The sequence below is a fragment of the Shewanella phaeophyticola genome (genome assembly GCF_025398315.1).
GTDB lineage: Bacteria > Pseudomonadota > Gammaproteobacteria > Enterobacterales > Shewanellaceae > Shewanella > Shewanella phaeophyticola.
The window spans coordinates 294,687-316,256 of record NZ_JAODOQ010000001.1 but is presented as its reverse complement, the minus strand read 5'-3'; the positions used below and the strand labels follow the sequence as shown (position 1 = coordinate 316,256).

Annotated in this window: 16 protein-coding genes and 6 pseudogenes; 12 read left to right on the top strand and 10 right to left on the bottom strand. The window is 42.6% G+C overall.

The window, feature by feature from the left end; genetic code table 11:
• Nucleotides 1–88 precede the first annotated feature (88 nt).
• The 5 genes and pseudogenes from N4T56_RS01510 to nrfA form a co-directional block, all read right to left on the bottom strand.
• Nucleotides 89–409: a hypothetical protein gene (locus N4T56_RS01510; protein ID WP_261731987.1), complete on the bottom strand. Its 321-nt coding sequence runs from the start codon at nt 407–409 to the stop codon at nt 89–91.
• Nucleotides 410–707: 298 nt separating this feature from the next.
• A pseudogene (locus N4T56_RS01505) lies at nt 708–1,731 on the bottom strand (IS110 family transposase).
• Between the two features lie 281 nt (nt 1,732–2,012).
• Nucleotides 2,013–3,263, bottom strand: coding sequence for an ammonium transporter (locus N4T56_RS01500; protein ID WP_261731986.1), 1,251 nt, complete (start codon nt 3,261–3,263; stop codon nt 2,013–2,015).
• A 10-nt stretch (nt 3,264–3,273) separates the two neighbouring features.
• Nucleotides 3,274–3,612: a P-II family nitrogen regulator gene (locus N4T56_RS01495; RefSeq protein WP_188918100.1), complete on the bottom strand. Its 339-nt coding sequence runs from the start codon at nt 3,610–3,612 to the stop codon at nt 3,274–3,276.
• Nucleotides 3,613–3,958: 346 nt separating this feature from the next.
• Nucleotides 3,959–5,354 (bottom strand): annotated as a pseudogene (gene nrfA / locus N4T56_RS01490) (ammonia-forming nitrite reductase cytochrome c552 subunit).
• 281 nt (nt 5,355–5,635) lie between these two features.
• On the opposite strand from nrfA, the gene narQ reads away from it, so the two are divergent.
• Nucleotides 5,636–7,351 (top strand): nitrate/nitrite two-component system sensor histidine kinase NarQ, encoded by a 1,716-nt coding sequence (gene narQ, locus N4T56_RS01485; protein WP_261731985.1) that lies wholly within the window; start codon nt 5,636–5,638, stop codon nt 7,349–7,351.
• Nucleotides 7,344–7,973: a response regulator gene (locus N4T56_RS01480; RefSeq protein ID WP_188918106.1), complete on the top strand. Its 630-nt coding sequence runs from the start codon at nt 7,344–7,346 to the stop codon at nt 7,971–7,973. Before narQ ends, N4T56_RS01480 begins: the two co-directional genes overlap by 8 nt.
• 60 nt (nt 7,974–8,033) lie before the next feature.
• Here N4T56_RS01480 and N4T56_RS01475 read toward each other — a convergent pair whose 3' ends face one another.
• A complete protein-coding gene (locus tag N4T56_RS01475) occupies nt 8,034–8,405 on the bottom strand; it encodes a YacL family protein (RefSeq protein ID WP_261731984.1) in 372 nt (123 codons plus the stop codon).
• 174 nt (nt 8,406–8,579) lie between these two features.
• Between N4T56_RS01475 and N4T56_RS01470 the strand changes: the two genes are divergently transcribed.
• Nucleotides 8,580–9,545 (top strand): zinc transporter ZntB, encoded by a 966-nt coding sequence (locus N4T56_RS01470; RefSeq protein ID WP_261731983.1) that lies wholly within the window; start codon nt 8,580–8,582, stop codon nt 9,543–9,545.
• 142 nt (nt 9,546–9,687) lie between these two features.
• Here N4T56_RS01470 and fkpA read toward each other — a convergent pair whose 3' ends face one another.
• Nucleotides 9,688–10,452 (bottom strand): FKBP-type peptidyl-prolyl cis-trans isomerase, encoded by a 765-nt coding sequence (gene fkpA / locus N4T56_RS01465; RefSeq protein ID WP_261731982.1) that lies wholly within the window; start codon nt 10,450–10,452, stop codon nt 9,688–9,690.
• 167 nt (nt 10,453–10,619) lie between these two features.
• Between fkpA and N4T56_RS01460 the strand changes: the two are divergent.
• The 6 genes and pseudogenes from N4T56_RS01460 (at nt 10,620) to pepN (ending at nt 17,173) form a co-directional block, all read left to right on the top strand.
• A pseudogene (locus N4T56_RS01460) lies at nt 10,620–11,590 on the top strand (WD40 repeat domain-containing protein).
• A 23-nt stretch (nt 11,591–11,613) separates the two neighbouring features.
• Nucleotides 11,614–11,826: a SlyX family protein gene (locus N4T56_RS01455; protein ID WP_188918115.1), complete on the top strand. Its 213-nt coding sequence runs from the start codon at nt 11,614–11,616 to the stop codon at nt 11,824–11,826.
• Nucleotides 11,827–11,910: 84 nt separating this feature from the next.
• Nucleotides 11,911–12,423 (top strand): peptide deformylase, encoded by a 513-nt coding sequence (def, locus tag N4T56_RS01450; protein WP_261731981.1) that lies wholly within the window; start codon nt 11,911–11,913, stop codon nt 12,421–12,423.
• Nucleotides 12,417–13,788, top strand: a pseudogene (locus N4T56_RS01445) (COG3014 family protein). The gene def and the pseudogene N4T56_RS01445 overlap by 7 nt, the downstream one beginning before the upstream one ends.
• Nucleotides 13,789–13,837: 49 nt before the next feature.
• Nucleotides 13,838–14,431 carry a penicillin-binding protein activator LpoB gene (gene lpoB, locus N4T56_RS01440; protein WP_188918121.1) on the top strand — a complete coding sequence of 198 codons (594 nt, stop codon included), beginning with the start codon at nt 13,838–13,840 and terminating at the stop codon, nt 14,429–14,431.
• 77 nt (nt 14,432–14,508) lie between these two features.
• Nucleotides 14,509–17,173: pseudogene (gene pepN, locus N4T56_RS01435) on the top strand (aminopeptidase N).
• Nucleotides 17,174–17,274: 101 nt separating this feature from the next.
• Here the strand turns inward: pepN and N4T56_RS01430 are convergent.
• The 3 genes from N4T56_RS01430 to N4T56_RS01420 form a co-directional block, all read right to left on the bottom strand.
• Entirely contained in the window at nt 17,275–18,063 is a 789-nt protein-coding gene (locus N4T56_RS01430; protein WP_261731980.1) for a ribonuclease H family protein, read from the bottom strand.
• Between the two features lie 109 nt (nt 18,064–18,172).
• Nucleotides 18,173–18,517, bottom strand: a complete 345-nt coding sequence (locus N4T56_RS01425) for a hypothetical protein (protein ID WP_261731979.1) — start codon at nt 18,515–18,517, stop codon at nt 18,173–18,175.
• A 13-nt stretch (nt 18,518–18,530) separates the two neighbouring features.
• Nucleotides 18,531–18,977: a hypothetical protein gene (locus N4T56_RS01420; protein WP_261731978.1), complete on the bottom strand. Its 447-nt coding sequence runs from the start codon at nt 18,975–18,977 to the stop codon at nt 18,531–18,533.
• Nucleotides 18,978–19,245: 268 nt separating this feature from the next.
• Between N4T56_RS01420 and yjjX the strand changes: the two are divergent.
• From yjjX to N4T56_RS01405, 3 genes and pseudogenes are all read left to right on the top strand, one after another.
• Nucleotides 19,246–19,819: pseudogene (yjjX, locus tag N4T56_RS01415) on the top strand (inosine/xanthosine triphosphatase).
• Nucleotides 19,803–20,315 carry a GNAT family N-acetyltransferase gene (locus N4T56_RS01410; RefSeq protein WP_261731977.1) on the top strand — a complete coding sequence of 171 codons (513 nt, stop codon included), beginning with the start codon at nt 19,803–19,805 and terminating at the stop codon, nt 20,313–20,315. Before yjjX ends, N4T56_RS01410 begins: the two are co-directional and overlap by 17 nt.
• Before the next feature lie 144 nt (nt 20,316–20,459).
• Nucleotides 20,460–21,500, top strand: coding sequence for an NADP(H)-dependent aldo-keto reductase (locus tag N4T56_RS01405; protein WP_261731976.1), 1,041 nt, complete (start codon nt 20,460–20,462; stop codon nt 21,498–21,500).
• Nucleotides 21,501–21,570 lie beyond the last annotated feature (70 nt).

Genomic DNA, 21,570 nt, shown 5'->3' with positions numbered 1-21,570 from the left:
ACCTTAAAGCGTAGTCAATAGACTGGTATTCAGCCACAAATACACTGCTTTGGGGAGTGATTAAGCAGGAGTAAACAGGCCAACATAGCTAATGTTCTTGAGTGGGGTCGATCTCAATAAATAACTGCTGGTGTTGATATTGATAAGGGCGATAATGATGTTGACCACAATTGAAATACAAAAAATCCCCTTTGACAGCAATACAGGTTAGGGGTAAAGATTGCAAAATGGATAATTGTTGTTGCTGACGCAAAAGCTCCTGCCACTCATGCTGTTGCTGCAATTCATCGCGCACAGCAAACGCATCAAACGGTTGCGATGATTTACGCACAACAACGGTGCCAGCTTCAGTTACAGAACTCATAAATAGTCCCATAATCAAAATGATCAATCCAAAACGATGTGTCATACCCCCTCCAAGCGCCAAATAAACCTTTATCACATTATACCATATATGAATCCTCTCTTATTGCAAGAGACAATAACGACAATTTCTGATACTCAATTGCTCCCATATATTCGGCTTTGGGTATCAGATTTACCCGCCATGATGGATATCCGCACCTAGTTATCATATCAATCGTGACGGCTTCAATGAGCCTTTGGTATAAACTGATTTGAACTAGGTGGCTATGAGCCTTCAATCATCATATTGTTTCTTTAGCAATTTGGTGAAAAGGTACCTCTATTGTAATTGTGATTTAACGCTAGTTAGACAGCTTGTACTTTGTATTTTTCTTGCTTAATGACCATGACCAAGCCATTCTCGCCATCTTATTAGCGAGCGCTACACAGGCTTTGTTGAATCCGGCTCTAGCTTCTAAGTTGACAGCCCAAACACTTAATCTGTCATCTTTATTTTTGGCATGCTTCAAAGCGCTTCTCGCGCCATTAATGAGCTGAGTTCGTAAGTAGGCATTTCCTCGTTTACTTATTCCTAATAAGCGAGCTTTATCACCCGTAGAGTGCTGTTTTGGGACTAGACCACACCAAGCAGCAAAATGACGGCCATTTTTAAAATTTTTACCGTCTCCAAGTGCCACCCAAAGAATACTTGAAATCAATGGCACCAATCCCTGTCATGGTTTGAAGACTTTGACACTGTTCATTATCTCGAGCCTGCTTAACAAAAAGCTTATCGATGTTTTTTATTTTTTCATCCCAGGTGATGAGCTCGTTCATCAGCTCATCGAGCATCATTCGAACAAGAGAACTCAGCTCATTCTCTGAGTCTTCTAAGGCAAAAGGTAAGGCCTTTTTTAGAGAAGAAATCCCTCTGGGGATAACGACACCATACTCAGCCAATAAACCTCTGATTTGATTGCCTAGCGCCGTTCTTTGCTTCACATATCGCTCTTTTACTCGGTGTAACAGTTGCGCATCTTGTTGCTCAATACTCTTTGCCGGAACGATTCTCACATCTTCGCGTTGAGCGACATCGGCAAGTGCTTGTGCATCATTGAAATCATTTTTGTTGCCAATACGATGCTGCGCAACATATTGAGGTGCAATTATCATGACCGAATGTCCGAGTTGGCTAAAAACCCGACTCCAATAGTGGCAAGCACCGCAAGCTTCGATGGCAATGGTACAAGTCTCCTTATTGGCGAAGTAAGCGACCAATTTACTTCTAGGGAGCTTGACCTTTTTTAGTATTCGACCAGAGATATTTTTCTCTACAACATGAAAAATAGATTTGGCTGTATCTAAACCGACTGTTACGCTTGTCATAGAATCCTCTCTTACTGTTGTTGGTTGCTTTTTCATCAATCAATATGGCTCATTTGAAGCCGATTTGGTAGAGAGGATCCATTCCATTAATCAGCACAGTAATGCGCGTTTTGCCAAAATACTCTTCAAGCTACATAGACTTTGCTTGAGATGACAACTGCGGATCTATACCCAAAGCACTTAGCGCCAAAAAAGAGTTAACTTAAACAGAGTAGTGTTTCAAAACAGCAAAAAAAACAGAACCCAAAGGTTCTGTTTTTAAGCGTATCGCAAGGATAAGATTATCCAGCAGATTTAACACTCACAAACTCAGGATAGGCATCAACACCACAATCAGACACATCCATACCGTTGTATTCTTCTTCTTCTGTTACACGAATACCCATGGTCATTTTCAATACAAACCATACAAGTAATGATGCAGCAAATACCCAGATGAAGATAACCGCAGCACCATATAACTGGCTACCAAAGCTAGCGTCAGCATTTGATAAAGGCACTAACATTAACCCTAGGAAACCCGCAACACCATGCACTGAAATCGCGCCCACTGGGTCATCAATTTTAACACGGTCAAAGGCAATGATTGAAAAGATAACCACGCCACCAGCAATTAAGCCAATCACAGCAGCCATTAAAAATGAAGGTGATAATGGGTCAGCAGTAATAGCAACAAGACCTGCTAATGCACCGTTTAAAATCATAGTTAAGTCAGCTTTACCCCATACAACCTTACATACGATTAATGCGGAGATAGCACCAAACGCCGCTGCTGAGTTAGTGTTAACAAAGATTTTAGCGACTGCAGTTGCGTTTTCAGCATCTGACACTAATAACTGAGAACCACCGTTAAAACCGAACCAGCCCATCCATAAAATGAACATACCTAATGTTGCCATTGGTAAGTTTGAACCTGGGATTGGTTGTACTTGACCGTTTGCGCCATATTTACCTTTACGAGCACCCAACAGTAATACACCAGAGATTGCTGCAGCTGCACCAGCCATGTGCACAATACCGCTACCAGCAAAATCAAAGAAACCAGCTTCTGATAAGAATCCGCCGCCCCAAGTCCAGTAACCTTCAACGGGGTAAATGACCGCAGTCATCACAACAGAAAACGCTAAGAATGCCCAAAGCTTCATACGCTCAGCTACCGCACCCGAAACAATTGACATCGCCGTTGCAACAAACACAACCTGGAAGAAGAAGTCAGATTCTAATGCATGGTCAGCATCATCAGCTTGTGAGCCAATTAACGAACCAAACGAAGGAATGAAGCCACCTTCAGCATTGTCTACATACATAATATTGTAGCCAACTAATAAAAACATCGCACAAGCAATTGAATATAAGCACACGTTTTTAGTTAAAATTTCTGTCGTGTTTTTTGAACGCACAAGCCCTGCTTCTAACATTGCAAAACCTGCCGCCATCCACATCACCAATGCGCCAGAAATTAGAAAGTAAAAAGTATCTAATGCAAAGCGTAATTCAGTTACTGTAAGCCCTAATTTTGTTAACTCTTCCATAATCGCCCCCTTATAATGCTTCGTTATCAAGCTCACCCGTACGGATGCGGACTGCTTGTTCTAAATCTGTCACAAAGATTTTGCCATCACCAATTTTGCCGGTATGAGCGGCTTTGGTAATCGCTTCAAGAAGCATTTCCAAGTTTTCTGCTTTGGTGGCAATTTCAAGTTTTACTTTAGGTAAAAAGTCGACCTGGTACTCTGCACCGCGATAAAGCTCTGTGTGTCCTTTTTGACGACCAAAGCCTTTAACTTCAGTAACGGTCATACCTTCAATGCCCATGCCTGCTATGGCTTCACGGACATCATCCAATTTAAATGGCTTGATGATAGCGCTGACGAGTTTCATCCCGACCTCCAAAGTGTAAAAAAATGTAGTTGTTATTGATTTGTTGAACTAACTAATTCAATCATCAGGCCAGTTTTATAAGTGTCTGTTTAATATGGCATTTAAATAATTCACGTCAGTTTTACTGCTTGCAAAAGCACCAACAAAGTGCAGCACAAAAAATGCAACGCCCTTTTTTGGTGCGCAAGTTCAACAAAGGGAAATAGCCGTTATAGACACTTTAAGAAGGGGTAGCAGAAGAAGGCTTGCGCAAAAATAGAATAAAAAAACCGCCCTTAAAAAAGGACGGTTTACTGGAGATAACAGCTTATGATTCACGCATAAGCTGTTTAATGTAGCAAGTTACTTAGTAAGTCGCTTCACGCTTTTTAGCTTCTTCTTTCCACTGAGGAACCAGTGTTTTCTTGAATTCAGCTTTTTCAGCATTCATTTTTTTCATGTCCATGCCTAATGCCGCTTGCGCTTTAGCTTTAGTTGAAGTGTCTGGGTAAGCGATTGGTTGCTTAACACCTTTAACAGCTAATAACTGAGCTAATTTAATGCGAGCATCAGCAGCTTTATCCACTGCAGTACCTAAAATACGTAGAACTTCAGCTGGAGCATGAGTTGATGCGCCATGTGAAGCAGTTGCATAATCCCAACGCCATTGTGAATGACGAATATCCATAAGGATAGGCTTCATTTCAACTTCAGTTGCACCCGCATCCCAAGCAGCTTTCGCTTCAAAGTGAGCTTTAACTAATTGCGCTTCAGCACGTGCTTTTAAGTCTGCTGCTTTGTGCTTGCTCTCTTCAACTTGCTTAACCATAAACTCTTTGCTTTGAGTGTGACAAGTAGCACAGGTTTCTTCAAAGCGATCAAGTGGGTTACCCACTTTATGGTCAGTGTATTTGCGGCCTTTGTCATTTGTCACTTTAGGCATATGACAATCAACACAACTTACATTGTTTTGACCATGAGTACCCATTTTCCAAGTTTCATAACCAGGATGTTGTGCTTTTAACATAGGTGTTTTAGACACGGCGTGAGTCCAATCAGAAAACTCCATGCTGTCATAGTACACTTCCATTTGTTCAACGGTGGTACCCATATCCCAAGGGAATTTAACAAAACCTTTACGGTCAGCAGTTTTCTCGAAGTAGTATTCAACGTGACACTGTGCACATACCATTGATTGCTTGTCTTTACGAGAAGCTTCATCAAATGGGGTATCTATCGTGTTCATTGCGCGTTCAACATAAGGACGTGACATACGTAACTTTGATGAACCTTTTACGTGACAATCGCTACAGCCTAGAACATTAACGATTTCTGGACCGCCTTTAGCCCATTTGCCTGTAAAGTAACCGTCTTCACCTTGCTCTTCAATGACACGAGGTACGTCAGGGCTTTTACAGCTCCAACATGCCATTGGCATTGGAGCCGTCTTCAGCATTCTTTGGTGCGCCAGTACGTAATGAATTGGTTACATCTGTAACAGCATACATATGGCCGCGAGGTGCGTTATAGTCTTTTGCGAAACCGTAACCCGCCCACAACACAACTAGACTTGGTACTTGTTCCAACATATCAACAATTTCTTCGCTTTCTGCAGTTGCATGCCAGCTGTTGTATTGATTTGAAAATTTATCTTTGTAAACCTCATTACGAGGTTCAGTTTTATCACTCGCCATTGCGCCTGCCGCCATAAAGCTTGCAGCGATAACAGCACTGAGTGCAATTGATTTTGCGTTCATCTTCATCACCCTTTATCTCCGTGTTACATTATATTTAATTTATTAACCACGACATCTCCAATATCAAAAGTAGCCATTAACCTGACATTTAGACATACCTCCAATGGGGTATAGCGAGAAAAGTTTGCGCCAGATCAACATGTAAACAGGATGTATCTCACAGTTCTGTTAACTCGTTAATGTAATGCAGATACACCTAATGTAGAACACACTATTGGATATGGGGCGAAAGCATACTTTTGCCTTATCCACATTCTTTTATTAAATGTCATTCAAAGTAGGGATTTATGTTTACTCGAGGCAGTCTTACCTCAACCATTTTAGGCTTAATGCTGTTTCTCATTTTATTGTCATCAAGCCTAGCAGTTTTTTCTATCGTCAATTTAACCTTTAGCCTAGATGATGCCAAAGGCATTAATGCTTCAGGTTCAATGCGCATGCAAAGTTATCGCTTACTGCTATTTACTAATGCTGGCAGTATTAATGCTCAAGAAAAAATCGCCGAATTTGAAAATACCCTAAATTCTGAACCGCTTAAGCGCACACTGGCCTGGTACAGCCCTCAAGAATTAACTGACCAATACCTGATGGTAATTGATAAGTGGCAAGTCATGAGAGCCTATGTCGAAGCGGGCGATGCTCGCCTGTATTCTGCATCATTAAAAGACTTTGTTGATACCATTGACACCCTAGTATTGAAAATGGAGCTCTTTGCAGCATTTAAGCTTAAGTTATTAGTGATAGGACAAATTATAGGTTTAGCCATTTTATTAGCAGTTGCCATTGTGGCCGTTGTGTTTACCCGAAAACGCGTTGTAAGACCGCTGCAATCATTAATGGACAGCGCAGCCACCATTTCAAAAGGTAACTTTAAAGTTAAGATGCCTAAAACAGATTATATTGAGCTCACCGCGTTGGGTAACGCATTGCAAAAAACCGCCACTGAATTGGCTGATTTATATGAAGATTTAGAAGGTCAAGTTAACGATAAAACCCTTGCATTAACGCGCGCAAATAATGAGCTTAAGTTTTTATACGATAATCTTGTGATGCTGCATGCAGACAAACTGGATTACAAAGCGCTGCAGTCTGCGATTAACCAATTGAAATACTACGAAGATTTAGACTTTCTTAGGCTGGTTATTAAGCATGAAGATGATTCAGCTGATGTCATCAAAGCTGAAGGAGGTTGGCCAGATGAAAACAATATCAGCTCTGTTCAGTTCCCGCTCAACCTTGAACAGACTCAATTAGGGTATTTGGATATTATTTCCGATAAACAATTGAATCGACAATTATTTGAAAACTTTGCCATGATGCTGACCCGTTCGATTACGATTCATAACGCCACTGAGCAGCGCCAACAACTTGCCTTAATGGAAGAGCGTGCAGTGATCGCCCGTGAATTACATGATTCGATAGGTCAGTTATTGTCATTTTTAAAAATTCAGGTCAGTTTACTCAAAAAGAGTTTACATGAAAGTTGTCGTAGCCCTGAGGTCGAAGGACAGTTAGTGGAGATTAATGAAGGGGTAAGCACTGCCTACGTGCAATTACGCGAATTATTGTCTACGTTCAGATTAACCATTAAAGAACCCAATTTAAATCAAGCGATTGAAGTCATGCTTGATCAACTTCGTCAGCAAAGTGATGTTGATATTAAACTCAATTACAAATTGTCAGCACACTTGTTAGAAGCGAAACAACATATTCACATTTTACAATTGATCCGCGAAGCAACACTGAACGCAATCAAACACGCTAAGCCTGCCCATATAGTGGTAGATTGTCAGTTAACAAATAGTGCTATGATAACCATAGCAATATGCGATGACGGTATTGGCGTGTCACATTTACAAGAACGCGATCAGCATTTCGGTATTGGTATCATGCATGAACGAGCCAATAAATTAGATGGCGTTGTAACATTTGACAGTAACCCGCATGGCGGCACTACCGTTACACTTAGCTTTCCACCTCAACAGGAGCCTTTAAATGGGTAAGCCGTATTCCGTACTTGTTGTAGATGATCATCCCTTGTTACGCCGAGGCATTTGCCAACTGATCACCTCAGACAGCGATTTTTTACTTTTTGGTGAAACTGGCACTGGCTTAGAAGCACTCACCGCTGTCGCCGATAACGAGCCAGACATCATCCTGCTCGATTTAAATATGAAAGGCATGTCAGGCTTAGATACGCTGAATGCGATGCGCCAAGAAGGTGTCACCGCGAGAATTGTTATTTTAACCGTATCCGATGCCAAGCAAGATGTCGTTAGGTTATTGCGTGCGGGGGCTGATGGCTATTTACTCAAAGACACTGAGCCAGATTTATTACTCGAACAACTTAAAAAAGCCATGTTAGGTCACCGTGTCATCAGCAACGAAGTTGAGGCCTATCTTTACGAGTTAAAAAATGCCACCGATGACAACACCTGGATTGAAAACCTTACTCCACGAGAGCTGCAAATTTTACAGGAGTTGGCTGAAGGTAAAAGTAATCGAATGATTTCAGATGACTTACACATCAGTGAAGGCACAGTCAAAGTACACGTTAAAAACTTACTGCGTAAAGCCAATGCGAAGTCGCGTACCGAAATGGCCGTTCGTTATTTAAACCAATAACGCTGACGAGATGCATTTAGCGTGAGTTGATGCCCCACACCAATGAGTGTGGGGGCTATGCTATTTCTGATTGATAAAAGCTAACCAGCTTTGTAACACCGCTTCAAAATCTTCTAAACCGCAGTATGATTCTGACTCCGCGTCATACAAGCTCATTGCATCATCTAATTCATGATCTTCTTCAAAATCGATAACGTTGGCAAAAACTCGTACCTGCTCAGTATCGATATCAATAGTTAAGTCTGCACCAATATGACGCCAGTGATTTTTGCTACCGCTTTTGATTAAGATTATTTGTGTAAGGATATGGTTAGCACGGCTGTTATCATCGCCAAGCTCTTCAGCAAACCAGCGGCCGAGTACTTCATGATCCATACTAAACTCTGCAAATACCGTCCCTTCAAGACGATTTCGACGAAATTGGTATTCCATAATATTGCTCTTTTATTAGCGTTAGCTCTATTTTAACCCATGAAACTCAAACCTGCAGCCAAGGATTAAATAATAAAAAAACGATACGCTTTATTGGCCATAAACGTTATAAACTGAGTTCAGCACTCACTGTAGCGTAATTGCTGACACTGCGATCACTTGGAATGATAAATAATGAACAATAGTTTTATTTATAGCTTACTACTCACAGGGCCAAATGTTGGCCAGTCACTCAGCGAAGAGCAAGTTGCGCAGTGGCGACCACAAGATGGTTTACTGTGGCTTCATCTTCGCTATCGTGAACCTAAAGCCCGTAAATGGATCCTGAATTCTGGGTTAGCGCGTGTTGAAACAGACACACTTTTAGCCACAGATACTCGTCCACGCGTCGTCAACTCAAGTAAAGGAATGCTATTAGCCTTGCGTGGCGTCAATCTCAACCCTAACTCAGATCCTGAAGACATGGTTGCGGTGCGCATATACGCAGAAGAAGATAAAATCATTTCAACCTGCGAGCGCCAATTACAGTCGGTCATCGATCTCGCAGAGTCCATTAGCCAAGGCAAAGGTACAATTGATACCGCGGCATTTATCATGGCCATTTGTGAGCGCTTAACTCAACGTAAAGTTGAATTTATTGGCAAACTAGAAGAACAGCTCGATGAGTTAGAAGAGCGCGTAGTCACCCAAGTGAACAAAAGCTTACGCACTGAAATAGCCGAGCTACGTAGACAAACCGTGGTATTACGTCGTTACCTCGCGCCGCAACGTGAAGCTTTTTCGCGGATGTTGCATGAAAGTAGTGAGCTATTTGATGATAACGATAAACTGCGTTTGCGCGAAATTCATGAAACCTTAATTCGCGTCATTGAAGATTTAGATGCCATTCGCGACCGAGCCAGTGTGACCCAAGAAGAGCTGCAATCTCAACAGTCTGAACAGGTGAACCAAAGACTGTATTTTTTATCATTAATATCAGCGGTGTTTTTACCGCTTGGCTTTTTAACTGGGTTACTGGGTGTCAATATTGGTGGTATTCCTGGCGCAGAAACTAACTGGGCATTTGCAGCATTCTGTGGTGGCCTTATTGCCCTTATCGCATTGCAGATGTATCTATTTTATCGCTTAAAGTGGTTGTAATGAGTTGATATTAATTGACTACCGTTAATAGCCCTTTGCTTAACGGTATCTACAGCCTCAAATGAGCAATAAAAAGGACGCGATGCGTCCTTTTTTGCCATTAGCATATGTATCTCGGGCGTTTACACCGAAAGCTAGCTCATTATTTTGTTTCTGCTTCAACTTCAGCTTCAGCTGCGGCTTTTTCAACAGACACAAGTTCTACTTCAAAAACCAATGTTGAATTAGCAGGAATAGTCCCTGTATCACGCTCGCCATATGCAAGTTCTGAAGGGATAACAAACTTGTACTTAGCACCTACAGGCATAAGCTGTACACCTTCAGTCCAACCAGGAATAACGCGGTTTAGTGGAAACTTAGCCGTTTCGCCACGTGCATATGAGCTGTCAAACTCGGTACCGTCGATTAATGTGCCGCGGTAATGAACTTCAACAGTATCTTCTGCAGCTGGTTTTTCACCTTCACCGGCTTCAAGTACTTCGTACTGTAGGCCAGACTCAGTGGTCGTTACACCTTCTTTGGCTTTGTTTTCTTCTAAGAATTTTTTGCCTTCTTCAACCGATTTAGCCGCTAGCACTTCAGCTTGCTCTAAACGTTTGTCGTTTAATTTTTTATCTAGGTTTTGTAATACAGTTTGCATTTCTTCTTCGGTCAACTGCATTTCTTCGCCTAAGCCATCGCTAAAGCCTTTGATAACCATAGTACGGTCAACAGCAAAACCTAACTCTTCTTGCTCTTTAATGTGACCAGACATGTACTTACCAATTGAACCACCCACGCTGTATGCTTCTTTTTGAGCGTCTGTTGTTAGCTCGACTTTCTTTGGTGCTACGTCTTGTTCTTGGTTACATGCAGTCAATCCAACAACAGCTAATGCAACTAACGATAATTTGTAAATAGATTTCATTAAAGCTTCCTCAGCATCCTTTAGTGGTTACAATAACCTAATACATTCAAACTATGAGATGTTTTAGTGGTCATGTTCGCTTGCCACTTTATACTAGTTAATGGGGTTATACCATTGGGTCGACCTTATATCACAAGGTTTACGACAATAATTCAAGGGGCAAGTTCATGATACGGGTGCCAATGCTGCTTTTTTGGACAACTTGGCTTTGTGTTGCGCTATTATCTGCATGTCAGCCGAGCGCTGATAAGATGATGGTGCTCACCACTGACGCCAGTTACAGTGCCAGCTTGTCTAACGATGGCAACATCGCTCTGGTCAGCACCGCCAACAATGGTGTGCAAGTGTGGGATTTAACCGGCTCGAGCATCTCCTACCAATGGCTTCAAGGCAAACAAGATAACACCAGTAATGTTATTGATACCGCTATATCGGCTAACAATATGTTTGCTGCGACAATGAGCAGTGGCTCATTAGCGATTTGGCGTTTAGATGACGGCAGCTCTGTCGGTTGGTGGTCTCTGCCCTCTTATGCTCAAAGCGTTGCTATTGCCAATAATGGCCAAACATTAGTGGTAGCCTTGTTGATGGCTCAGTGATGTCATTATCACCACAAAAAAATCGCTTAATTCAATTTTTAGGTCATCAAGAAAAGGTCAATAGTGTGTCGATTAGCGCCGACGGTGAAACGGCTCTCAGTGGGGGGAATGATGGCAAAATCATATTGTGGAATAGCCAAACGGGTCAGCCAATGCAACAGTGGCAAATGGACTCAAGGATTACCAAAGTATTAATTAATGACAGCGGTAGCATAAGTTTAGCCGCTGACATTACTGGTAATGCTAACCTATGGCACTCAAACTCAGGCGACTCGCTTAGCCAGCTCGATATTAAACGTCGTCAAATGAACTTTTCTGCGGTTCGTTTTGTCAAAAATGATACACAGCTACTCACAGGGACGCCGTCAAAAGAGATCTTTTTATGGCAAGTCGACTCAGGTAAACAAACAGGACATTGGCAAGTTCAACTCAGTAAAAACACCCAAAACAGGGGCGCTGTAGTATACTCTGCTGCAATGACAACCCAGGGCTCTATCGTCAGTATAAGTAGCCAGGGGTTAATTGAATATTGGCAGTAATAACAGAGACAAATAGAGGCCAAATGGAGCAGGTGTTGCAAAAACTAGACGACCTTGAGATGAAGCTTTCGTTCCAAGAAATCACTATTGAAGAACTTAATCAAGAAGTGATAAAGCTCAATGCTTTAGTTGCCAGACAACAACAGCAAATGATATTAATGGTCAATAAATTACAGGCAATGGAGCCAAGTAATATGGCTTCGCAAGCAGAAGAAACACCACCTCCGCACTACTAGGTCCTACCTAGCTGTGTTGCAATAGAAGGTTGGTTAACATATGAGTTTGCAATATTGGCCATTATTTTTACATAGCAGGTGCATATGCAATCGACTCAACACCTCACAATAGCCACAACAGGCGATGATATTCTTACGCTGACAGCTGAGCCTGTGACGGTGTTTGACGATAAATTGCGGGCATTGGCCGATAACATGCTTAGCACAATGCTCAATGCTAACGGTGTCGGCATTGCTGCAACACAAGTCTTTAGCCGTGCATCCATGTTTATTATGGCTTCTAACCCAAATGAACGATACCCGGACGCCCCATCAATGGCGCCAACTGTAGTCATTAACCCTCAAATTTTGTCAGTCTCTAGCACAACAGAAGCCGGGGTTGAAGGCTGCTTATCGATTCCGGAACAACGCTTTTCGATTTTGCGCTATCAACAAATTGAAGTGCAATACCAATCACTTAAAGGCGAACTGCAGCAGCACACCTTAACAGGTTTCTTGGCGCGGATATTTCAGCATGAATATGACCACCTTCAGGGTATTACCTTGCTTGAACGGGTTAAGCTTATGGCACCACAGATTGAGGTGATGCCATGTTAAAAACACTTGGGCTGTCGCTGCTGTTCATGGCCAGTTTAAGCGGTTGCGCTTACAACAGCGTATTCGTTAATTATCCGTCGCAAATAGCCCCTTATAAACAACAATTAGCCAGCAACTCACCTACGACCAATATTACTGCATTAGCCGACAACATCAGCGGTAATGACGGTTTGCTCTACGCCCAAGAGTCTGGACGAATTATGCAAGTCGCGGGCGATTTTGAACAAAGTAAAACCTACTACCAGCAAGCAATCGTGGCATACCAAGCCTTTGACGACAAAGCCACCATCAGTGCCAGTCAGCTCGGCGCAGGTGCATCCAGCATACTGCTTAACGACAATGCCATTCCATATCGCGGCTCAGGTTATGAACGCATTATGTTGCACCAATATCAGGCGTTGAATTATTTATTTAGTGGTGACGCGCAGGGAGCCCTAGTTGAAGTGCGCCGCAGTAATGAGCTGCAAAGTATGGAACAAGCGCGTTATCAACAATCACAAGAGTCGGTTCAAGCAATGGCTAATGGCACGATTGATGCCCAAATGGCGCAGCTAGGACAAGCCGCAGGTAGCGTAACCAGTTCGTTTTTAAATGCATACAGTTACTACATAACAGGCTTACTGCACGAACTGGCTAACGAACCTAATGATGCTTTTATCGATTACCGTAAAGCGGCGCAAATCACTCCCGACAACCGCTATTTACAACAAGACTTAGTCCGTTTAGCCAAACAATTAGCTATGCCACAATATGATGAGTTTGCAAAACGATGGGGTGATGCGGTGTTGCCCACCGCGGATCAAGGCCAAGTTGTATTTATTGTAGAACGCAGCTTTGTACCAGAAAAACAAAGTATTACTGTTCCTTTTTCAATAAATGGTAACTGGCAAACCGCGTCTTTAGCCACTTACCAGAGGCAAATGCCATTAGCTGAACAGAGCCAAATAGGCGGCTTAGGCCAAACACTCTACGCCGACAGTATTGCTCATATTGACGCCCTAGCCATTAATGCGCTAAAAGAAGATTTACCTGCTGCGCTAATTCGCCAAGCTGCACGGATCTATGCCAAATACGAACTTAATCAAAGCGTTCAGAGCAGCAGTCGCCGCGCCAGTAATCAAGTTGATGCCGCTGCCATGGTGATGCAAATTTTTAACGTAATAAGCGAACAAGCAGATCGTCGCAGCTGGTTAACCTTGCCGCGTCAGGCTACAAATAGCCAAACAGTTTATCGACGCAGGTGACTACGACATTCGTTTAAATAACAGCCAAAATGTAAAAATTGAAGTAAAACCAAACCGTACAACATTAATTTGGGCAATAGAGACTGGCAATCGTACCCGTTTTTATTCGATAATCATCTGATAGACGATAACCCCTTATCAACTGTCACTCATCACCAATGGAATTTATTATGAAAAATTTAAAACTGATATTTGTGTTAGCTGCAGTAATGGGGCTGAGCGCCTGTCAATCTAAAGTGGAATATGGCGATGCCACCGAAGTTGAAACCGTTAACGAAAACTTTGGCTCAACTGATCTGCAAGATATTGCCGCCAAAATGGTCGACAGCATGATGACCTTCCCGCCAGTGGTTGTAATGACACAAACCAATCGTCCAATTATATTTGTTGATAAAATCAAAAATAAGACCTCAGAGCATATCGATACCGAGTCAGTTACCGACACGATTAGCAACAAGTTACTCCGTTCTGGTAAGTTCCGATTTATCGACATGACCAAAGTGGATGCCGTACGTAAGCAGCTAGATTATCAAAACAATGCTGGCATGGTAGACCCAACAACCGCCATTAAGTTTGGCCGTCAAATTGGCGCGCAATACATGCTTTATGGCAACCTATCGAGCATTGTTAAACAAGATGGCAGCACCAAAGATGTGTACTACAAGATGACCATGCGTTTAATGGATCTTGAAACCGGTTTAATTGAATGGTCTGACGAAAAAGAAATCCGTAAGGTTAAATCTAAGTCATTCTTAGGCTTGTAATACCCAAGCACATAGTAATAAAGCCGACATTGATGTCGGCTTTTTCATACACCCAATAATAAGTTAGGAACACTAACGTGAAATTGTTATCCACTGAATTGTTTAGTCCACAGGTTATCAAAACCAGTTTTGTTGCATTATGTTGTGCTAGCGTCATAAGTTGCAGTAGCTCTGTATCGACCTCAACGTTACAACGTGATGGCTCGGCTTACATTAGCCAACAGCAAGCGCAGGCACGCGCTAACGTAGTCTCAAATGTACAATACGATCTTACTTTCTTTTTAAGTGAAAATAGTCAATTCAGTGCCAAGTCGACCGTTAACTTTGACCTTAGCAGTGTGCCTAAATCACTGACACTTGACCTAAACAAAGCCAATATTAAACAATTTATCATTAACGGCACCAAGGTTTACCCTAACTACAACGGCGCATATATCGTAATTAACCAAAGCCTATTGGACACTGGCAACAACACCATTACAGTTGAGTTTACCCGCGAACATAGTACCAACGGTGAAGGCTTACATCGCTTTGTTGACCCAGTTGACAGTAAAGTTTACTTATATTCACATTTTGAGCCTGCTGCCGCGCAGCAAATGTCTCGCGGTGTTTGATCAACCCGACTTAAAAGCCACCTACCAGATTAATGTTCATGCCCCAAAAGACTGGCAAGTGATCAGTGCCATGCGTGAAACTAACGTGGTAGACCAAGGCGAAACCAACTTATGGACCTTCCCTACTACGCCTAAATTAAGCCCATATAACTTTTCTATGCATGCGGATCCATATAAAGTTTGGCAAGATGACTCTGGTCGTTACCCAATGCGCTTATTCTCGCGTCAATCGGTGGCTGAGCAGGTTACCCCACAAGATTGGTTTACCTATACCAAGCAAGGTTTAGACTTTTTTGACAGTTACTTTGGGATAGATTACCCATTTAAAAAGTACGACCAGGTGCTAGTGCCAGACTTTTTATATGGCGCCATGGAAAACGCCGCTGCAATTACCTTTTCAGAAGATCGCTTCTTATTTAATGCCCAAATGACCGCCGAGCAAAAACAACGTTTAGCCGGAGTTATCATGCATGAAATGGCTCACCAATGGTTTGGTGATTTAGTCACTATGAAATGGTGGAATGGCTTATGGTTAAATGAAAGCTTTGCCTCATTTATGGGGACGTTGGCCACTAGCGAAGCCACTGAGTTCAGCCATGCATGGCGAACCTTCTACGCCTCTGGTAAGCAAGCGGCTTATCATCAAGACAGTTTAGTCACCACTCACCCAATTGAAGTACCGGTGGCCACCAGTCAAAATGCATTTGATAACATTGATGCCATCACCTATCAAAAAGGGGCATCAACCATTAAACAACTGCGTCATCTGTTAGGTGAAGAAACCTTCCGCCGTGGTGTCAGCCAGTACTTGCAGCAATACAGCTATCAAAATGCCGAATTAAGCGATTTTATTAATAGTTTAGCCAAAGCCAGTGGCCGGGATTTGTCGCAATGGACTCAAGAGTGGTTATATGCCGCTGGCGTCAATACCATTAAGGCACAATACACTTGCCAGGATAATCAAATAGACTCTTTTGCATTAGTGCAAACCGCTGAAGATAGCCAACACCCAACACTGCGTGAGCAGCGAGTGAAAATAGGCTTATTCGACCACCACCGATACGGGCTCGATAAGCAGCAAACAATTGCTGTGACCTACAAAGGCGCTTATACGGAAGTTAACGAACTGGTTGGCGAGATCTGTCCTGATTTAGTGTATCCAAACTATGATGATTGGGGATTTGTGAAAGTTGAATTAGACCAAAAGTCATTCGATACTGCCAAGCAGCAACTCAGCCATGTGAGCGACCCATTATTGCGATCGATGTTATGGCAAAGTATGTGGGACAGTGTGGTTGATGGTAACGCGTCGTTAGAGCAGTTCTTAAATATTGCCTTAATCAATGCGCCGCTGGAAAAAGACTACACCATTTTAGGCCAAGTACTTAATAACATGCAGCGAGCCAAAAACTACCTCGACTTAATGGCGCCAACTCATGCCAGTTATAACAGCAAAATATCAAAAGCGTTAAGCCAAATGAGCCTACGCATGAGCATGGAAAGCTACCGTAACCGAGACTTTCAACGTCGTTGGTTCGATGCCTACATTAGCCTATCAAGCCATGGTGATGCGCTTGAACATATTCAGTCGTTACTTCAAAGCAAAAGCCATATTAAAGGTTTAACCATAGATCAAGATCTACGTTGGGACATGATCCGCCAACTAAACCGTTATGATTATGGCGATGCTCAAGCATTACTGGCTCGAGAAAAACAGCTTGATCAATCTGACTCAGGCGTAAAGGCTGCCATTGCCGCTGAGGTTATCCGCCCGCAGTCATCGCTTAAGCGCCAATGGTTAAATACCATCGAGCATAACGACAGTATGGCATTTTCAAAAATTCGTGTGGCGATGTATAACCTATACCCTGCAGAACAAAAGTTACTTAGCGCTGCAACCGCCGAGCAACGCTTTGAAAATTTGCAACTCATGGACGATAAAGTGCCGGTGTTTATGCGCAGCTTTGCTTCAAAATTAATCCCTACAGATTGCAGCGCAGCCAATATTGATGCTATTAGCCAGGTGTTAAATAGCGAAACTGGTTTGTCAAAACTGGCTAGACGCGCCCTGCTTGAAACTCGCCAACAAGAACAACGTTGTGTCAGTATTAAACAAAAACTGAACTAGTATCCATGGTGTTAGTGAAATGCAAAAGCCGGAGTAATGAAGTGACCCCATAAAGTTGGACATTTCAGTAATCCGGCTTTTTTGTCCGTGAAGCTCAGTCATTAGCCTGTACGTAATGCTAATATTTTACCAATGTCCAATGGTGGCTTAAATTGACTAAAAGCACTGTGTTGTTGATCAATGGCATAGATTGACATTCTATCGGCGAGTTCATTACCTTCAATGCCAATATGAGCTGCAACATGTTGAATAGTTAGCTGATCTTTAATCGCATCATAAAGTTCATGCGCTTGTTTAATGATATCTAGGTTAGCGATTTCACCACCTTTGCGGATCCAGCCTTTTGACTTCCAACCGTAAGCCCACTCGCTAATACACTTAATTGAATATTGCGAGTCGCTCATAATCTGCACGCTATGCCCGGCATCTAATGCCGTTTTAGCCATCAATAAGGCTTGATGTAATGCATTAAGCTCTGCGGTATTGTTGGTGCCATTCGGATTAAATAAGCCATACCATAACTCGGCAAGTTGAGCTTGACGATATACCGCAACCCCAGAGCCAGCTTTACCCGGATTAGGCTCACAACCTCCATCGGTGTAAATCACTACATCAAACTGCGACAGTATCGCATTGTTAGACGCCTCGGTTGCAGTACTGCTGCTCGCTTTCGCTTTAGTGCTTGTCGTTTTTGTGCCCGGTGCTTTAGCGATGGGCTTGCCAATACTGTTGTGCGGCGACTTGGCAAAAGCCGCTTTTGCTTCAGCTTCAGTGGCAAAGGATTTGTATTTAGCTTGCGGAAACTTATCAACGGATCGTTTGGTGACATCCCAGCTGGTAAAAATACCCGTTTCACGCCCTGCCCATACCACATAGTACTTCTTTGCCATTGTGCTTTATCCTTGCTAAATCAATGCTGCATCATGCCACGATTAATTTAGGCTTTAAAACAAAACCTGCAATAACAAGTAGGTTTTACTGTCTATAAGGGATAAAAGATTAATTAATGATTACAGGTCCATCAATGTACTGATGATTAACCCCACCAGAACCCGCGTTAACAATTTCAAGCCCTTGAGTATGACTCACATTAATGCCGCCCGAACCGTCACTAATGGTGACTTTACCGTTGACCTGGTCGATATTAATCGAGCCAGAAACATCGCTAACCTCAATATCACCGGCAACTTGTGAAATGTTGATAGAGCCAGAACCGTCTTGCAAAGTTACATTACCATTGACATCTTTCATGTTAATTGAGCCTGAACCATCAGCCAGGCTTACTGCGCCTATGCGCTCCATCACTATGCTACCTGAGCCATCGTTTAGTTTAATCGCCGCCATTGCATCATTGATTTCAATAGGCTCCTGAACCGTCAGTAATATCAAGCGCTAAAGTCGCTGGCACAGTAATAAACACATCGATATAAGGCGATTGCTCCATAAAACCATCAGACTGAATATCGGCCACAAACTTGGCATTGTCGCCTTGCTTGTTTAGGGTTAATTCAATCTCAACATCGTCGCTGTTTTTATCGGTATAAATATCTGCGGTGACTTCTATTTGTGTTTGCCCCTCTACACCTTTAACGATTAATTTACCCGCGCCAGTATTAGCCACTAATTGGCTTAGTGATTGACTGTCTAAGGTCATTTTTTGTTGGGTATGTGTTAGATCGGCATTCACTTCGGTAGATTCCGATAATGAAAAAACCGACTCCGCTTCGGTGTAGGACGCGCCAAAAATTGTCGCACCTAATACTAAACCTACAGTTAGGCTAATGGTCGCAATACGAATAGACATAGGTTAAATTCCTTTTAAAAGAGATTCGGAATAGAATAGGCTGGTACATAAGCTTAGTCGCAAACTGACTAATACATATTTGCACCTTAATGGCTATTACTAAGCAGGTTTCATACCAAAATCACAACCAACTGTTTTATATATATTTATATCCACTTAGTGATAATATTCATTAAGCTAAAAATGTAAAAATTCATCTAAAACAACACAAAGTGGTTAATATCACTACCCGATAAATTCAATACTGAACACTGAATAACGACAACTTATGACAACAACTCATCACGACCATCTTCACTGCATCAATATTATTGTCGGTTCTACCAACCCAGTAAAAATTAATGCCGCTAAAAACGCCATTGCGCAGTATTACCCTAACAGCACTGTGCGCTGCCAAGGTATGCATGCTCCTTCAAAAGTGGCAGAACAACCAATGACAGAAGCCGAAACCAAACTAGGCGCCATTAATCGCGCTCAATATTGTCAACAACAAACACAAACTGCCGACTTTTATGTGGCAATGGAAGGCGGCGTTGACCATTTTGACAATGATCCAGCAACGTTTGCTTATATGGCGATTATCAGTAATGGCACTTTATCTGTTGGTCGCAGCGCCAACTTACCCTTACCGCCGACCGTATATAATGCTCTAGCCGCTGGCGAAGAACTGGAGCCATGTAATGGACCGAATGTTTAGCACCCAAAATATTAAACAAAAAGGCGGCGCGATAGGCCTACTGACTCAAGGTTTAGCCACCCGTGAAAGCATTTATACCCAAGCGTTGTTACTGGCTATGGCTCCCTTTATTAATGCGGAATTATTTAATGACTCAACACTCTAGCATTTTAAGCCACAGCGTCGATGCCATAATCCGTCCACTCACAGCACAAGATGATGCCGCATTGGCAGCAGTGATCCGTGAAGTGTCAGCAGAATACGGCTTAACCCCAGACAAAGGCTTCAGCGTAGCCGACAAAACCCTCGACTGCTTAAGCGAAGTATACCAAGCACAAGGCTCACAATATTGGGTGATTGAATACCAAGGTAAGGTCGTGGGCGGCGCAGGCGTTGCAGCCCTTGCGGGCAATATCGGTGTGTGCGAACTGCAAAAAATGTATTTTAACCGCACCATCCGTGGCCAGGGTTTGGCTAAAAAGCTCACACAGCAATGCATTGCATTTGCTAAAAATCAGCAATACCAATCGATGTATTTAGAAACCACAGCAGTGTTAGTTGAAGCCTTAGCGCTCTACGAAAAACTCGGTTTTATCCACTGTCAGCATTTAGGCGAAACCGGTCACGATGCCTGCGAAATCGCCATGATAATGGACTTATAGCTTAAAAAGCATTCCATTAATCTTCTGCACCCGTTGCTTTTAGAGTGTTTTTTAAGCAGTCCTCTCCTAACAGTTTGATAGCGCTTTGCAAGTGGATGAAAGCTTGGTAGCCTCAAATTAAGCACATTCCATAGGAGGAAGATAATGGAATATCAACGTATTGGACATTCAACGCTAGAGGTCAGTAAAATTTGCCTCGGGACAATGACTTGGGGCGAACAAAATACCCAAGAGCAAGCTTTCGCACAACTTGACTATGCCATTGGCCAGGGCGTTAACTTTATTGATACCGCCGAAATGTATCCTGTGCCACCTCAAGCCAGCACCCAGGGTGAAACCGAACGTATTTTAGGTCGTTACCTAAAAGCCCAAGGGAATCGTGATGAACTGATCATTGCCAGTAAAATTGCAGCCCCAGGCATTAAAGGTGACTATATTCGTGACAATATGGCTCTTGACTGGCGCAATGTACATCAAGCCGTGGATGACTCATTAAGTCGCTTACAAATCGACACCATCGATTTATACCAAGTGCATTGGCCAGACCGAAATACCAATTTTTTTGGCGAGATGATGTATGAACACGATGAAGACGAACATTACACGCCTATTTTAGACACCCTTGAAGCCCTCGCTGAAGTGATAAAACAAGGTAAAGTCCGCTATATTGGCATTTCGAACGAAACCCCTTGGGGCTTTATGAAATACCTTAAGTTGGCTGAAAAACACGATTTACCCCGTATTGTGAGTGTGCAAAATCCCTATAACTTGCTCAATCGCAGTTATGAGATTGCCATGTCTGAAATTAGCCATCGTGAAAATGTACCATTACTGGCTTATTCACCATTGGCTTTTGGCACATTAACGGGTAAATACGAGAACGATCAATGGCCAGAAGGTGCACGCCTTACGGTATACAAACGCTTTGCTCGTTACAACAGCACACCGGTTGCATTGCAAGCCACCCAAGCTTATATCGATCTAGCACGTGAGTTTGGCTTAACCCCAACAGAAATGGCCTTAGCATTTGTTAATACTCGCAAATTTGTGGCAGCTAACATTATTGGCGCAACGGATCTGCACCAGCTCAAACAAAATATCGACAGCCATAAAGTGACATTATCGACAGAGTTAATGACTAGGATTAACGAGCTGTCAGCGCTTTACCGTTTTCCTTGCCCGTAAACTCGCAACATTAAGTTAATTAGCTAACTCGTAACATTAAGCTTATTACCGACAAAACCTTGCATTAGGC